Raw genomic sequence first — 14,577 nt, 5'->3', positions numbered from 1 at the left:
CCTCGACCCGAGGTGTAGTTTCATGACCAAGGACGGTGAATCTGAATCCAGCTTTTGTTCGGAGGGAACAGTTTTGGCAGAGATCGACCCGGAGCGGCAGACCAGCCGGACGGCTCGCGGAGCGGCCGAGCTACACCTCGGCGCGGCGGCAATCGATCTCCTGCGTGCCCGCCTGCCGGAGATCGCCGGTCGGACGGTCACGGCGATCATCCTCGAGGTCCCGGGCTATACCAACGCTCTGGCCGGTCCGATGGGCGCCAAGATCGAGGGCGCGGTCCAGTTCGCCCTCGGCGGCTTCCTGCGCCTGGCCGACAGCGGAGAGCCCAGTACACCGCTCGCACCCACGCTCGAAGCCGCGTACGTACTGGGCCGCGGCGAGGCCCGCAGTGGCCGGAGCATGGACGCCCTGCTCGCCGCCTATCGCGTCGGCGCCCGGGTGTCCTGGCGAGAGCTCTCCCGGACCGCGGTTGAGGCCGGTCTACCCGCCGACACCTTGGCCAAGTTCGCTGAGTTGGTCTTCGCCTACATCGACGAACTGTCCGCAGCGAGCGTCTCCGGCCACACCGACGAGCTGGCCACCACCGGCCGAGTCAGGGAGCGCTATCTGCAGGCGCTGAGCCGCAGCCTCTTGCACGGCGACGCCGCTGACCATGTGATCGGCAGAGCGAAGCAGGCCGACTGGGACCCGCCGCGGACGCTGACTGCGGTGATCCTGCCGAGCGCACAGGTTAGGGGCGTCCTCGGCGCTCTGGATCCGCGGACCCTGCATCCAGAGGATGACCTGGCCGAGCTGGGCGATCTCACTGCCTCGCTGGGTGAAGAGGACCCGGCCGAGGTCGGCGTACTGCTGATCCCCGATGCCGACGGACCGGCCCGCGCCCCCCTGCTGCGGAACCTCCGCGGTCGCCAAGCCACCGTCGGCCCCGCCCAACCGTGGATGACTGTCCGCACGTCGTACCTGCGTGCTCTGCAGGCCCGCAGGCTCCGGCTCACCGCGGAGACCAACGCAGCCGTCGACACCGAGAGCCATCTGGCCACGCTGGTCGTCAGCTCCGATCCGACAGCTCTGGAGGATCTCCGTCGCCAGGTGTTGGCACCCCTCAACGACCTGCGCCCAGCCACCGCGGACCGCCTCACCGAGACCCTCCGCGAATGGCTGCTCCACCTGGGTCGGCGCGACGACGTAGCGGCCGCCCTGCACATCCACCCACAGACCGTTCGCTACCGCATGACCCAACTGCGTCAGCTCTTCGGCCCGCGTTTGGACGACCCGCAGGTCATCCTCGATCTGACCATCGCCCTGTCGGTGAAACCCCAGGCCTAGAAGCCGCGAGAGCCACCTGAGCGGCGCGACGACCGTCGTGAGGAGCCGCCGCCGCTGGACCTCGTCCGGGACGAGTGGCGGCGGCGTGACGAGCCGCCGCTGGACCAGCCACCGCCGTCATCATCGTCATTCGATGACCCGGACGACGACCAACTGCTGACCGACGAGCCGACGTCGGAGCTCCAGCGACCGAAGCGGGCACTTGCGCGGCGGGAACCCCAGCGCGAGCGCATCCGGTCGCCTGCCCGGCGGGCTTCCTCATCTGGGAACCACCAGCGCCTACCGTCACCCTGCGACCAGTAGCCGTCCATATAGGCGGCCATCTCCTCACCGAACTCCCAGTAGGGCTTGGGATTCCGCCACAACGTGACCGTTCGGATCTGCGCTTCCTCACCAGCCTCATCCCGCCGCTTGCAGGCCGCACAGACATCCACCTCGCGGACGCTGCCACCTTCCGGCTGCCAGTCCACCCTGGCCGCACTGGGACCGTGCCGTGGGTCAAAGAAGCAGGGCGCTGTCGGCTTCGGGATCGGCTGCCCGGCGCGCACTGCGTCGATACAGACCAGCCCGTAGCGCGCAGAGCCCAGCAGCGTCGTCACTGCCTCGATGTCGGCGTCTCCCTTGGCCGCATCCAAGCGGTGCCGTGCTTTCTCGACTGTGTCGAGCACATCCTTGGAGAGCTTCGCCTGCTGGGGTTCATTCGTCGTCGGCAACGCTGACACCTGCTGCGACAGCGCAATGATCTCTTCGTTGAGCATCGGTTGCGTGACTGCCAGATGCGCCTTCTCGTCCTGCCGTCGCGCCCTGCGTGCGCCGAAGGTGACTGCGCCCCACCACAGGCCGAACAGCCCGGCAACGCCACCCGCCCAAGGCGCAACGTCGATGTACCAGGGCTTGTCGATCACCTGGGCACGCTGGATGAAGCGCTCCAGCATGCGGTCGTAGTCCGGCGCACAGCAGTCGACAGCCTCGTCCACGGCATCACCCACGTGGTACGTCGGACCATGGTCGGCGCGCTGGACCGCATGGAACCCGCGGCCCTTGCTCTCCGAGCTTGCATCGACCAGGACGGCGTACACACCTTCGACGCCGACACGGTCGTACAACTGGTCGGCGATCTCCTCGCCTTCCCACGCAAGCACGCGCGAGTACTGACTCTTCTTGAGCTTCTCGGCCGGGATAACCGCGATCCGGATCGGCGAGGCCGCACTCTTCGCTGCCGCGTTCAGCTCCGCGACCTCACTGGAGCTGAGCTTGCTGACGCCGGGATCGACCCACACACCAGGGTCACCAAGGTGGCCGGCCACTTCGTTCAGGTAGGCGTCCGGTGTGGTCGCGGCCTGTGCCGGCAGCACCGGGAGGACAACCAGGGCGAGTACTGCGAGCAGGCGCTTCATCGCCCGCTCCGCGCGAGCCGGGCCTGGCAGGCCTTGCAGACTGGGATCTCACGCGACTGACCGCCGCCCGGTGTGAACATCCAGTCGGTCACCGAGACACCATGCACTGGGTCGAAGAAGCAGAGCGCCCGGCGGGGCGGTGCATCCGTCCCCGCAACCTTTGCCTGCGCACAGGCCAGCCGCCAGCGTCCGTACTCGACGCGGGCACGCACATCGCGCAGCTCGTCGTCGTCCAGATCACCGTTCACCACCCGCCCGGCATCGGCGTACGCATCCAGTGCCGCTTGCACGTCCGCTGCGCTATCCACGCCATCCAGACGCACGTCCGCCGCATCCAGTTCCTCACCGAACCGCGTGACGTCTTCCCGGGCCAACCGCTGCCGCTCGGTCAGCGTGTCGGCCTCATCCGGCAATACGTCGTACGACGGCCGGTAGAGCGCCGGACCGGCCTCCTTGGCCGGCCGTGCCTTCCACCAACGTCGGACCAGTCCGAGCCCAGCAAGCAGCACCAGGGCGAAGCCCGCCAACCAGATCCAGCCAGGTGGACCGCTGGCTGCCTTCGGTACGTCGAGTTGGTCGAGTACTCCGTTGAGCGTGCCGACTGGATCGGACCGGCTGTGTCTGGCCAGCTCCTCCGTCAGGATCTTCGCTACCGGGCTGTCGACCCCGACTGCGCTCCCCCAGATCATCGCGCCGCCGAACACGACCAGATAGACGCCGTCCGCAGCCTGCTTGTCGACCAGTGCATCCACATAAGCCTTGGCCGCCGCACCGTTGTCGCCACCACCGTTGTTGAGCACGGCAGCCGGCACCACGGCGATCCGGATAGCTGGAACGCGCTCGTCGATCCGGTCCTTCAGCTCGTCCGCGTCCCGCTCCGGGACCAGCGCACGCTGCGTCGGATCGACGTACACAGGTGAGTTCTTCCACCCGTCAATGACCGGAGCGGGATCAGCCGCTCCGGTCATCGTGGTGGTCAGCAGCATCAGCGCGGCCAGCAATCGCATGGCCGCTACCTTGCCTTAGCTGGAGGGCGAAGCAGCCACTGCGTCCTCTTCGACATGCTCGAGTGCTTCGATGTCTTCCAGGCCCGGGTCGCGTCGCAGCGTCAGAGTGAGAGCGAGAACGAGAACGATCAGCGACAGTACGGCGGCCAGCGGCGGCAGGTAGCGCAGCCCGGCTACCTGAATGACCAGACCGCCGACCACTGCGGACAGTCCGGCGCCCAGGTAGATCGCAGAGGCATTGAGTGCGATCAGGAGTCCGCCACCGAGCTCGAGGAGCAGGTTCTGGATCGGCGGGTTGAAGGCCCAGGTGAACATGCCCCAGACGAACAGTGCGATCGCTGCACCCGGAACGCTGCGGGCCGTCAGGTCCAGTGTGCTGACGGCCAGGATGATGCCGATCAGCAGCACGATCAGGGTGCGGATGCTGCCGAAGCGGTCCGTAGCGCGACCACCGAGCAGGTTGCCGACCACTGCGCCGACGCCGTACACGAGGAGCAGCACGCCGGTGACATTGCCGGTCAGACCGGCAGTCTCCTTCAGCAGCGGCACGATGTAGATGTAGACACTGAAGGCACCGAGCACACCGAGCACAGACATCGCCAGCACGATCTGCACGCGGCGGTCAGCCAGTCCGGCGAAACGCTCACGCAGGCTGACCACTGGTGGCGCAAGAACCTTCGGAAGCGCAGTGCGCTCAACCAGAGCAACCAACACCGCAACTGCTGCGATCAGCGCGAACACACCCTTATAGCCAAGGGTCGGGCCCAAGAAGCTGCCGGCCGGGACACCCAGCACCAGCGCGAACGTCAGACCGCCGAACACCACGGCCACGGCGCGACCGCGCTCTTCAGGTGGCAGTAGTCCAGTGGCGAACAGAGTGGCCGCCGGCGTGTAGGCGGCGGCGCCGAATGCAGCCACCACCCGCCCGACCATCAGCACGGGGTAGTTGGTCGCCAGCGCGGCAATCAGGTTGCCCACCGCGGCTAAGACGAGTGCGGCGATCAGGAGAGTACGGCGCTCCCACCGGCCGGTCAGTGTGGCCAGAATCGGCGCACCGACGGCATACGCGAGTGAGAACGCGGTAGCGAGCTGACCGGCGGCGGTCAGCGAGACGTGGAGCTCGGAGCTGACATCGGGCAGCACACCGGACACGACATACGCGCTGGTGCCGACCGCGAACGCACCAGCACCGAGCAGGTAGATCCGTGCGGACATGAGGTCCTTCCCGGGGACGTATCGAGTAGTTCGATGAAGATCGTACTACGAAACTCATCGAACTTCGATACACGTCGTACTATGGGACTCATGATCAGGAAACAGCTCCCCCAGCCCGACCGGGCGGAGATCCGCGTCGAGGCGGTTCTGCAGGCCCTCGGCGAGCCGGTCCGGCTACAGATCGTCCGAGCGCTCGCGGACACTCCGGAAGGCATTGCGTGCGGCGAGATCGAGCTGCAGGTCACCCCCTCCACCCGGGCCCACCACCTGCGCACGCTGCGCGAGGCCGGCGTCCTCACCACGCACACCGAGGGCACGCGGCGGATCAGTAGCTTGCGCCGCGAGGACCTCGACGCGCTCTACCCGGGCTTGCTGACGGGAGTCCTGTCCGCGGCCCAGTAACTGCGACTGGCAGACTGATGCGGTGGTCGAGCTACGCGCGCGCTGGGACGGCCTGGTGCCTGGTCCTGGTGAACTCGCCGACGCGCTGATCACTCAGTACGTCGAGCGCAACCGGCGCGCCTACCGCGACCATTACCTCGAGATCGTCCTGGTCGCACTGGAGTCGCTGATCCAACTGTCGACCGACCCGGCGTCGGTCCGGCTGGCGGCCTGGTTCCACCGCGCCGTCCACGAGCCAGGTGGCACGCCCTCCGAGGACGCCGAAGCCTCTGCCCAACTGGCCGAGGAGATGCTTCCGCAGTACGGCATAGCGGCAATCCGGGTCGCCGAAGTCGCCCGCCTAGTGCGCCTGACCGGCGCACTAGCCGCACCAGCCGCCGATTCCTACGCACCACCTCGCCGAGACGCGAATGGCGACGTACTGCTCGATGCAGTGAACGCCATCTTCTCGGCAGATCCAGTCCGCTACGCCGTGCACGTTGCCGAGGTACGCCGGGACGCCGGTGAACGCCGAAGCACACTGGAACGCCGGTACGACGATGTGCGCGAACTGCTCGACGGTCACCTCTACCGGACTCAGCTGGCCCGGCAACGTCTCGGACCGGTTGCCCGGGTCAACCTCGAGACAGAGTTGGCTGGGCTCGACAGCGAGCTCCCCGCACCCTGGCGTGGTTGGCAGCAGGCCGCACTGACCGCAACAGCAACGTTCTGCGCGATCGCCGCCGCTGTCGTTGCCATCGCCGCCGCTGGCGCCTCCTGGGAGATCCCGACCGCACCTAGCGAGGCTGGTTGGCCACCGGTCGCCTTAGCCGTACTGGCGTTCTTCGGCGCACCAGTGTTGTTCCGTTGCGCACGGAGCTCCAGTCAACGAGCCTGTCTGATCGCAGGTGCCGTGGTGGCGCTTGCTGTCACCGGACTGCTGATCGCCTGGGCACGAGTTCCCCGCATCAACCCAGCGGTCGGTGTCGGCCTCCGAGTGCCCTTGCTGATCTCCGCACTGCTCCTTCTGCTGATAGCAGGTGGCGCAGCACTCGCCGCATCCCTGCTGCATACCCGAACCGCCCGCTTCCTCCCGAGCCGGAACCTCGGCCAGCAGCTGGCCTGGCTCGCCGTACCAGGTGTGGTTGCTCTTGCATTACTGCTGATCGTTCAGCCTCTGGCCCGGAACTACGTCCTGAGCACGAATGAGCGGATCGACCGGTCACCCCGCCCGGCTGGCAAGGCCACGCCGTCCGCCCTCAACGGCACGGTCGCCTGGGTGAGCAGGTCGACGCTCGGCGCCGGAGCCGAGGAGGCGGTCGCAACGCAGTACGGCATCGCAATCCCCCGGCCGAACGGCGTAGTCGACATGCTCGACGCTGCGACCGGTGACCTGCGCTGGCGCTACGCGCGCTCCGACTCCAACGAGCGCCCGACCATCTCGGCGACCGGCGACGGCGAGTACGTGCTCGGGCAGTTTCCTGGCGTCGGCTATCTACTGCTCGACGCCAACACAGGTGAGCGCAAGGCCGCCTGGCCGGGCCGGATGCGCGACCACCTCATCCAGCAAGCACAACCGCTACTGACCGGCGACCGGGCCAAGCGTGGTTCCGACAAGCTGCACGGCCTCGACCCGGACGGGCACGAGAGGTGGACCTTCGCGCCAGGCGAGTGCTCGGACCTCAGTGCGGTCTCCTCCACAGACACTGTGGTCGCGTTCCTGGGCAACTGCGGTGACGAGCCCGACGCGGTGGTCGGACTAGATCTGAAGTCCGGCAAAGAGCTGTGGAACAAGACTGCGACCGACACCTACCGGCGCCCGGTCGTCGCCGGCGGACTGGTCGTGCTGGCCGAGCCGGGCGGCGACTCCGACGTACCGGTGGCTCTGGCCGCGATTGAACCGCGGACCGGCGCCATCAAGTGGCGCTGGCCGGTACCGCAGACCTGGGCCTGCCGGACGCTTCTGAACGCGGCTGGGCGCTACCTGGTCGTGGTGGACTGCCCTGGCCCCAGCTCGATCCAGAACCGGCGCACCGTCGTGACTGCGATCGACACGGCCACCGGACGGACCGCCTGGCAGGTCACGGCGCGCATCGACCCGCGATCCAAGGTCACGGTCACCCCGGACGGCCGGGTGATCTCACTCAGCCGGGATGCCGCCACCTGCTGGGCCAACATCATCGAGCGGACCGGATTCCGCCAGGTTCGGCTACCCCTCGGAATTACCTGCAGTCGCGACGCCTACGCGGTCGGTAATCAGGTGCTGGTGAACGGGGACAACGCTGTCATCGCGCTGAACTAACTGCGCGTAGTCACCGACTGAAAGGTTTCGCCCGCCAGCTCGCCCCGGAACGAGCGCACTGTGACCCACGGCGCAATTGCAACGCTGCAATTCAAGTGTTCGACTCACCCTTCGAAGCGGAGAGGTGACGAGCCGGTATCGCTTTGGCCACGACCGTCTCCGGGAGCCCAGGATCGGTCGAGATGGACTCGTCCTGGGTGCGAGACTCGCAGCCATGGACCTGCGCGACCAGTGGAATCGCCTGCTGCCGCACGCGCAGCCGTTGGGCGATGATCTGCTGGCTCGTTACGCAGAGCAACATCGGCACTATCACGACCAGCGCCACCTGACCGAGGTTCTGCGCACGGTGGACGAGCTTTCCGCCCACACCGACGACGCGGACACTGTCCGGCTGGCTGCCTGGTTCCACGACGCGATCTACGACCCGCAGGCCGACTCCGGCGAGAACGAAGAGGTCTCGGCCCAACTGGCCGAGCTCGAGCTCGCCGCGTACGGCGTCGACGCCGCGAAGGTCGAAGAGGTCGGCCGCCTGGTCCGGCTGACCGCCAAACACGACTGTGCTCCCGACGACGCGAACGGCTCAGTGCTGTGCGACGCCGACCTTCGCATCCTGAGCATGCCCGCCGAACGGTACGACGAGTACGCGGCCGGCATCCGCCAGGAGTACGCGCACATCGACGACCGGGACTTCGCCCGCGGCCGGATGTCGTTCCTGCAGGGTCTGGCCGAGACCGACCTGTACGCGACCAGTCAGGGCCATGACAGCTGGGAGCGCGCTGCGCGCTCCAATATCGACCGGGAGCTCGATTCCTGGGGCCCTAAGGCGGCCCGACCGATCGGCGGGCTGATCCCGGTCGTGTACTTCGGTGCTTCCCTCGGTGCGGTTGTCGCCGCCTCAGTGCTGCTCGGCCGCGGCCTTGGCGCCGCGTCGAAGTGGCCCGCCGACCCCTCCGATGTCACCGGATTCCCGGTCTGGACTCCGGTCGCCGGGACCGCAATAGCTGCCGCACTGGCCTGCGCCTGGTTCCGACGCGTCAAGCAGCGACTGTTCGCCATCCCCGCCCTGGTGTTCGCAGTGGTCGGTGTGGTCGCGGTCGGCATCTGCTGGTGGCGCTGGCCGGCCGCACAGCCTGGCGCGGCGATGTCCGAGCGCTGGCCCTACCTGCTGCTCGCGTCGATCGCACTGATCCTCTCCGGCGGACTGCTGGCGTTGGCACGGCGCCTCCGCCGCTCACCGCCGTACTCGCAAGCTCCGCCGCCATGGCTGGGCGTCGCCGCTACAGCGGTCTGCGGAGCCCTGCTCGCTGGGATTGTGGTATCTGCCGGTGAGCCGTTCGTGCAGGCCCGGCTGGAGACCGCCAACACCGTCAGTACGACGACCACGGCCGAACCGACTCAGGTGCCGGTGCAGTTCGACGGCACCCTCGCCTGGACGCGCGAAGTTCCCGCATCCGGAGCGATCGCCGGTACGGCGGGTGGCGTGGCCGAGCTGCGACCGGACGGCGTGGTCATGTCCGATGCGAACTCCGGCCAGATCCGGTGGCGCTATGCCCGCGCAGATGTCAACGACGCGGCTTCCAGCGGCTCCAAGGGCCTACTGGTCTCCGGTGACGGCCGCATCGTCGCCGCGAACCTCCCGTACGCCGGAAATCGCGCACCGACCGGTATCGACCTGCCGACGTACGCCGTACTGAACGCAGTGACCGGTGAGGTGCTGACCGAGGTCCACACCGACGGTCGCGCGCTTGCGGTCAACCAGGACCAACTACTGATCGCCGAGGGCAACTACGTCGCTGCCCATGGCGTGAGTAACCCGACGCACTGGCGGACGCAGTTGGGCTGCAACGTGACGCAGGGCGAGTTGATGAGCGACCAAGCGGTCGTCGTCGAGGCCTGCGCAGGCACCGGCGCTATCGTGCGCGGCCTGGACCTGAAGTCCGGCAACGAGCTCTGGTCGGTTGACCTGGGGCAGCGGTTCGACCTGAGCCCCGAGCTGGATCCGGAGACCTGGGTCGGTGACCTGGTCGCCGTACCGGACACCCGTGAGGTCTCCGGGCTGATCTGGACCGCGGGTGCCGGCGGAACGCTCTACCAGTGGTCGATCGACGTCGGCGAACGCCGGATCAGCTGGACCACGCCCGTACCAGGCACGCCGCGACCGCGCCTCGGGCAGGCGTCCTGCGACGCACAGCTCGCCGCAACCCACTCGTCACTCGTGCTGATCACCTGCCGGAACACGACAGACCCAGCACAGCCGCAGGCGTACGACGTGTCGGCGGCCAACCCGGCTGACGGCACTCCGCAATGGCACCACCTGCTGCAGGTGCCGCCGAAGCTGCAGCAGCCCGAGTACCCCCGGGACGGCTTCGCACTGCTGCCGGACGGGCGAGTGGTCACGCTGATGCCGCAGCCGAACGGCAGCTGCTCACCAGTGATGATCGGCACCGCAGGCATCCAGCCCCGGCCGATCCTGCACGGCCCGACCGCTGCCTCGGTGGCCCGGTCCGAAGAGGTCACCTGCAACAAGCCGGTCACCACAGTGGCCGGTGCGCGCCCGGTCTTCTCCGACGGCACGCGCCTGTTCGCCCTGAACTAGCGGGCCGGGAATTACGTTGCGGTAGCCGGCGTTACTTCCTACCGTGATCCGCATGTACCGCGTGGTTTTCGAGCTGAACCTGTCAGGCACCGGCCTGACGGGCGCTCCCGCGTGGACTGCTGCGTCAGTCGATAGCCGACCCTCTTCCTGCTGATCAGGACCCGCGGAGGAGGGTGGCCCGAGACCGGCCCCCGACCGCGCGGTGACAGCGCCGGCCGGCCAGCCGGAGGGTCCTGGCTCATCAGTGAATCTTCTGACCAGCAAGGGAAAACTCATGGCCAAGAGCCAGTTCGTGCGGTCCAAGCCGCACCTCAACATCGGGACGATGGGGCACGTCGACCACGGCAAGACCACACTGACCGCTGCCATCACCAAGGTGCTCGCCGAGCGCGACCCGGACGTCAACTCGTTCGTTGCGTTCGCTCGCATCGACCGGGCGCCGGAGGAGGTCGCGCGGGGTATCACCATCAACATCTCGCACGTGGAGTACGAGACCGCGTCCCGCCACTACGCGCACGTCGACATGCCTGGGCACGCCGACTACGTGAAGAACATGATCACCGGTGCCGCGCAGGTGGACGCCGCGATCCTGGTCGTGTCCGCACAGGACGGTGCGATGCCGCAGACGCGGGAGCACGTGTTGCTCGCGCAGCGCGTCGGTGTGCCGTACCTGGTGGTCGCGCTGAACAAGGCGGACGCCGTCGACGACCCCGAGCTGCTCGACCTGGTCGAACTGGAGGTCCGTGAGCTCCTGTCGGAGTACGGCTTCCCGGGCGACGACGTACCGGTGGTGCGTGTCTCCGGCCTCGGGGCGCTGGAGGGCGACCCACAGTGGACCGCTGCGATCGGTGAGCTGCTGGATGCGATCGACAGCTACGTTCCGACGCCGGAGCGGGAGCTGACCGAGCCGTTCCTGATGCCGATCGAGGGTGTGCTCACGATCAGCGGCCGGGGCACGGTTGTCACCGGTGCAGTGGAGCGCGGCACGCTTCAGGTCGGTGCAGCGGTCGACGTGGTCGGTCTGGGCGAGACCATCAGCAGCACTGCGATCGGGATCGAGACGTTCGGCAAGACGCTGGAGACAGTGCAGGCCGGTGACAACGCAGCGATCCTGCTCCGTGGTGTGAAGCGGGATGAGGTTCGTCGCGGCATGGTGGTCGCAGTGCCCGGCACGGTGCGTCCGCACCGCGCGTTCCGGGCCACGCTGCACGCACTGTCCACCGCCGAGGGTGGCCGGCACACGCCGTTCGCCGCGGACTACCGCCCGCAGTTCTACTTCCGGACCACGGACGTGTCCGGCGGTATCGACCTCGGCACGACCACACAGGTCATGCCGGGTGACACGGTCGACCTGGCCGTGGAGCTGGTGAAGCCGATCGCCCTGAACGTCGGCCTCGGCTTCGCAGTCCGCGAAGGCGGTCACACCGTCGCCGCAGGCACAGTCACCGAGCTACTCGACTGACCGACAGCCCCCAACCTCACACGGTTGGGGGCTGTTGCCCATTACGGTGACTTTTGCGGTGCCGTAGTCCGGCTGCGGTGATGCGGGCGACCAGCTCGCGACTGGACACCGGTACGGCGCCGGCTGCGACCAGATCGTCGTACCGATCGCTGGGTACGTCGTAGTGGTCTCGGTCGAACCCGCGGGCAGGAATACCGGCGGCCTTGGCGAAGGCGTGCAGCTCGTCGTGCGACTCGTCACTGACGAGGTGCGACCAGACGCGGTTCCAGGCCGGCCAGGCGGGCGGGTCGATGAGGATCATCCGCGGGAATCCTGCGCATCGAGCAGATTGCGCCAGGAACGGACGAAACGCGAGTTCACATAGGCCTTGGTCCACGAGCCGTCCTGGCGGACCGACGAGCCGACGTGGAAGCGCCGTACGCCGGCCTGGTAGAGCCACGGGACATGCTCGGGCTTCAGCGAGCCACCGGCCATCATCACGCTCGCCACGGCCGGATCCGCCTTGGCCAGCTTGAGGAGATCGTCCAGGCCGTGGCCGACGCCCAGTGACGAGCCTGCGGTCAGCACACAGTCCAGACCGGACAGTGAACGCAACGCACGCCACGCGGCCGCCTGCTCCAGTACGGCGTCGATCGCGCGGTGGAACGTCCACGGCGTACCGGCGAAGGTGCTGGCCAGTGCGGCCACCGACTCGACGTCCACCACGTTGTCCGGGGTCAGGAAGCCCAGGACGAACCCGTCTGCACCTGCGGACAGGTAGGCCTGCGCCTGCGCGGTCATCCGGTTCAGCTCGGCACCGTCGGTGGTGAACGAGTCGGACAGCCGCAGCATCACCCGCAACGGCAGATCGGTCGCCCGGCGGATCGCACTGACCGTCGACACCGACGGCGACAGCCCGTCGGCCTCCATCGACGCACACAGCTCGAGCCGGTCCGCCCCACCCTCTTGCGCCGCCTCCGCATCCGCCGGATGCAGCGCAATCACCTCCAGCAACGAAGCCATGCGCCCATCATCCCAGGCGGGATCCCGCACGCTGGACAGTTGCACTCCTCCACGACCTTCTGTATCGTTTTTCTAGATCGATTTAGAAGAACGATACAGAAGGCGGTGCGGCGATGGCCGGAGTGACGTTGAAGACCGTGGCCAAGGCCGTGGGCGTCTCGCCGTCGACGGTATCCAACGCCTACAACAAGCCCGACCAGCTGTCCACTGCCCTGCGCGACCGGATCCTGGCCGCCGCCCACGAGCTCGGTTACGCCGGACCGGACGCGTCCGCGCGGGCACTGCGCAGCGGCAAGGCCGGGGCGATCGGGGTGCTGTTCACCGACAAGCTGTCCTACGCATTCTCAGATCCGTTTGCCGTGGGCTTCCTGGCCGGGCTGGCTGAGGTGGCCGAAGAGTTCCGCACCAGCTTGCTCCTGATGCCAGTGGGAACAGAGGACACCGCCGACAGCAGCACTGCGGTTCAGCAGGCCGCTATCGACGCCGCAGCGATCTTCTGCGTGCCCTACGGTCACCCAGCGCTGGACATCCTGGCCGCACGTGGCCTCCCGGCCGCAGCCACCGACCCCGACAACTACACGGACAGCTGGGTCGCCATCGACGAGGTGGCCGCGGCCATGAGCCTCGGCGAGCACCTGACCCGACTCGGTCACCGCGACATCGTCGTGCTGGTCGAGGGCGCCGGGGCCGCCGGCACCGGTCCGGTGGAGATGAGACTCGACGAGGTCCTCAGCGGGAACCCCACCCAGCGACTCGAGGGTCTGCAGAAGGCGATGCCGGAGGCACGCATCCGGCTGGTGTCCGGTGGGCACAACGCCTTCAACTCCGGAGTGGCCGGAGCCAGTTGGGTGCTGGACTCTCAGGACCGGCCGACCGCGATCGTCGGACTGAGCGACGTACAGGCGCTTGGTGCGATGGAGGCGATGCGGGTGCGCGGACTGGTTCCCGGGCGGGACCTGACCGTCACCGGCTTCGACGACATCCCCGCCGCCGAACAGGCCGGCCTGACCACCATCCACCAGCCCATCGGGGAGAAGGGCCGAGTGCTCGGCCGGCTCCTACTCGACCCCGCGACGACTGAGCGCCAGGTGCTACTGCCCACAGAACTGGTGGTCCGCGCCAGCAGCGGGCCCGCACCGAAGCGCTAACCCACATCACCCCACACCACCGACGGCCATCTGGCCGCCGGGCGACCCAGCACGCTCTCAGGAGGGAGCAACCATGACCTACATCGCCGGAAACACCGCAGTCGAGAACGCTCGCGCACTGTCCCAGTCAGCACTTCCGAACGCTCCGCAGCAGCCGTACGACGAGCCGTCCCACCGCATCGCAGCAGCCCGCGCCCGACTCAGCGCCGTACTCCGATCCGTTGCCGCTCGCGAGCTCCGCCTGGCCGAGCGCCTGGACCCCAGTCCCAACTGCGGCAGCTAGCTGGGGTTTGTCGGTGGCGTCTGGCACTCTGAAGGGCGATGAGTGAGCCAGGAGTGTTACTGACTGCGCGCGCCATGGTCTTGCACGACCTGGCTGCCCGCGGCTTCAACGACCCCGTCATGGTGACGGTGGTCGAGGACGCAGTGGCCGAGCGACAGTGGTGGCTCGACCAATGGCCGGACGGCGCGGAGCACATCGCCGGACTGGTCGCCCAAGACGTGCAGGACCGACTGTTCGACGACCAGATCCGCTGGCCACGCTGCACTGCCTGCGACGACCTGAACGATCACGAGCTCCGCATCGAGCCGGAGCTCGGCCCTGACCCGCACTGGGTCTGTGAGCGCGCCGGGATCATCGTCGCGCCGCTCGGCCACCTCACGTAAGCAGATCCAACCCCGACTCCCAGGAGAGCTCTGTCCGGGTAATACCTGATTGATCTACATGTAGCCAGGCTACTATT

Annotated in this window: 13 protein-coding genes; 8 read left to right on the top strand and 5 right to left on the bottom strand. The window is 67.8% G+C overall.

Going from position 1 to position 14,577, the window contains the following annotated elements:
* Positions 1-73 precede the first annotated feature (73 nt).
* A complete protein-coding gene (locus tag E1263_RS13615) occupies positions 74-1,324 on the top strand; it encodes a PucR family transcriptional regulator (protein WP_202868864.1) in 1,251 nt (416 codons plus the stop codon).
* On the opposite strand, the gene E1263_RS13610 is transcribed toward E1263_RS13615, so the two are convergent.
* The 3 genes from E1263_RS13610 to E1263_RS13600 are packed head-to-tail and all read right to left on the bottom strand — an operon-like array spanning position 1,321 to position 4,943.
* Positions 1,321-2,721, bottom strand: coding sequence for a hypothetical protein (locus E1263_RS13610; protein ID WP_132167640.1), 1,401 nt, complete (start codon positions 2,719-2,721; stop codon positions 1,321-1,323). The genes E1263_RS13615 and E1263_RS13610 overlap by 4 nt on opposite strands.
* Positions 2,718-3,728 carry a hypothetical protein gene (locus E1263_RS13605; protein ID WP_132167639.1) on the bottom strand — a complete coding sequence of 337 codons (1,011 nt, stop codon included), beginning with the start codon at positions 3,726-3,728 and terminating at the stop codon, positions 2,718-2,720. Before E1263_RS13605 ends, E1263_RS13610 begins: the two co-directional genes overlap by 4 nt.
* Before the next feature lie 15 nt (positions 3,729-3,743).
* Positions 3,744-4,943, bottom strand: a complete 1,200-nt coding sequence (locus E1263_RS13600) for an MFS transporter (RefSeq protein ID WP_132167638.1) — start codon at positions 4,941-4,943, stop codon at positions 3,744-3,746.
* A gap of 90 nt (positions 4,944-5,033) precedes the next feature.
* On the opposite strand from E1263_RS13600, the gene E1263_RS13595 reads away from it, so the two are divergent.
* The 4 genes from E1263_RS13595 (at position 5,034) to tuf (ending at position 11,684) form a co-directional block, all read left to right on the top strand.
* Positions 5,034-5,345 (top strand): ArsR/SmtB family transcription factor, encoded by a 312-nt coding sequence (locus E1263_RS13595; protein ID WP_238161226.1) that lies wholly within the window; start codon positions 5,034-5,036, stop codon positions 5,343-5,345.
* Between the two features lie 22 nt (positions 5,346-5,367).
* Complete coding sequence (locus E1263_RS13590; RefSeq protein WP_132167636.1) at positions 5,368-7,626, top strand: outer membrane protein assembly factor BamB family protein; 2,259 nt, start codon at positions 5,368-5,370, stop codon at positions 7,624-7,626.
* Positions 7,627-7,840: 214 nt separating this feature from the next.
* On the top strand, positions 7,841-10,222 hold the full coding sequence (locus E1263_RS13585) for an outer membrane protein assembly factor BamB family protein (RefSeq protein WP_132167635.1): 2,382 nt from the start codon (positions 7,841-7,843) through the stop codon (positions 10,220-10,222).
* A gap of 274 nt (positions 10,223-10,496) precedes the next feature.
* Positions 10,497-11,684 (top strand): elongation factor Tu, encoded by a 1,188-nt coding sequence (tuf, locus tag E1263_RS13580; RefSeq protein WP_132167634.1) that lies wholly within the window; start codon positions 10,497-10,499, stop codon positions 11,682-11,684.
* Positions 11,685-11,700: 16 nt separating this feature from the next.
* Here the strand turns inward: tuf and E1263_RS13575 are convergent, their stop codons facing one another.
* On the bottom strand, positions 11,701-11,985 hold the full coding sequence (locus tag E1263_RS13575; protein WP_132167633.1) for a DUF4031 domain-containing protein: 285 nt from the start codon (positions 11,983-11,985) through the stop codon (positions 11,701-11,703).
* Positions 11,982-12,686, bottom strand: a complete 705-nt coding sequence (locus tag E1263_RS13570; protein ID WP_132167632.1) for a copper homeostasis protein CutC — start codon at positions 12,684-12,686, stop codon at positions 11,982-11,984. Before E1263_RS13570 ends, E1263_RS13575 begins: the two co-directional genes overlap by 4 nt.
* 113 nt (positions 12,687-12,799) lie before the next feature.
* On the opposite strand from E1263_RS13570, the gene E1263_RS13565 reads away from it, so the two are divergent.
* The 3 genes from E1263_RS13565 (at position 12,800) to E1263_RS13555 (ending at position 14,500) form a co-directional block, all read left to right on the top strand.
* Positions 12,800-13,834: a LacI family DNA-binding transcriptional regulator gene (locus E1263_RS13565; protein ID WP_132167631.1), complete on the top strand. Its 1,035-nt coding sequence runs from the start codon at positions 12,800-12,802 to the stop codon at positions 13,832-13,834.
* A 73-nt stretch (positions 13,835-13,907) separates the two neighbouring features.
* On the top strand, positions 13,908-14,117 hold the full coding sequence (locus tag E1263_RS13560) for a hypothetical protein (protein WP_132167630.1): 210 nt from the start codon (positions 13,908-13,910) through the stop codon (positions 14,115-14,117).
* A gap of 38 nt (positions 14,118-14,155) precedes the next feature.
* Positions 14,156-14,500: a hypothetical protein gene (locus E1263_RS13555; RefSeq protein WP_132167629.1), complete on the top strand. Its 345-nt coding sequence runs from the start codon at positions 14,156-14,158 to the stop codon at positions 14,498-14,500.
* Positions 14,501-14,577 lie beyond the last annotated feature (77 nt).

The sequence above is a fragment of the Kribbella antibiotica genome (assembly GCF_004349055.1).
Lineage (GTDB): Bacteria > Actinomycetota > Actinomycetes > Propionibacteriales > Kribbellaceae > Kribbella > Kribbella antibiotica.
This window is presented reverse-complemented; position numbering and strand designations above follow the sequence as displayed.

Coding starts and splice junctions, on each gene's coding strand:
- E1263_RS13610 (WP_132167640.1), bottom strand. CDS start 2,721: ATGAAGCGCCTGCTCGCAGTACTCGCCCTGGTTGTCCTCCCGGTGCTG.
- E1263_RS13605 (WP_132167639.1), bottom strand. CDS start 3,728: ATGCGATTGCTGGCCGCGCTGATGCTGCTGACCACCACGATGACCGGA.
- E1263_RS13600 (WP_132167638.1), bottom strand. CDS start 4,943: ATGTCCGCACGGATCTACCTGCTCGGTGCTGGTGCGTTCGCGGTCGGC.
- E1263_RS13595 (WP_238161226.1), top strand. CDS start 5,034: ATGATCAGGAAACAGCTCCCCCAGCCCGACCGGGCGGAGATCCGCGTC.
- E1263_RS13585 (WP_132167635.1), top strand. CDS start 7,841: ATGGACCTGCGCGACCAGTGGAATCGCCTGCTGCCGCACGCGCAGCCG.
- tuf (WP_132167634.1), top strand. CDS start 10,497: ATGGCCAAGAGCCAGTTCGTGCGGTCCAAGCCGCACCTCAACATCGGG.
- E1263_RS13575 (WP_132167633.1), bottom strand. CDS start 11,985: ATGATCCTCATCGACCCGCCCGCCTGGCCGGCCTGGAACCGCGTCTGG.
- E1263_RS13570 (WP_132167632.1), bottom strand. CDS start 12,686: ATGGCTTCGTTGCTGGAGGTGATTGCGCTGCATCCGGCGGATGCGGAG.
- E1263_RS13565 (WP_132167631.1), top strand. CDS start 12,800: ATGGCCGGAGTGACGTTGAAGACCGTGGCCAAGGCCGTGGGCGTCTCG.
- E1263_RS13560 (WP_132167630.1), top strand. CDS start 13,908: ATGACCTACATCGCCGGAAACACCGCAGTCGAGAACGCTCGCGCACTG.
- E1263_RS13555 (WP_132167629.1), top strand. CDS start 14,156: ATGAGTGAGCCAGGAGTGTTACTGACTGCGCGCGCCATGGTCTTGCAC.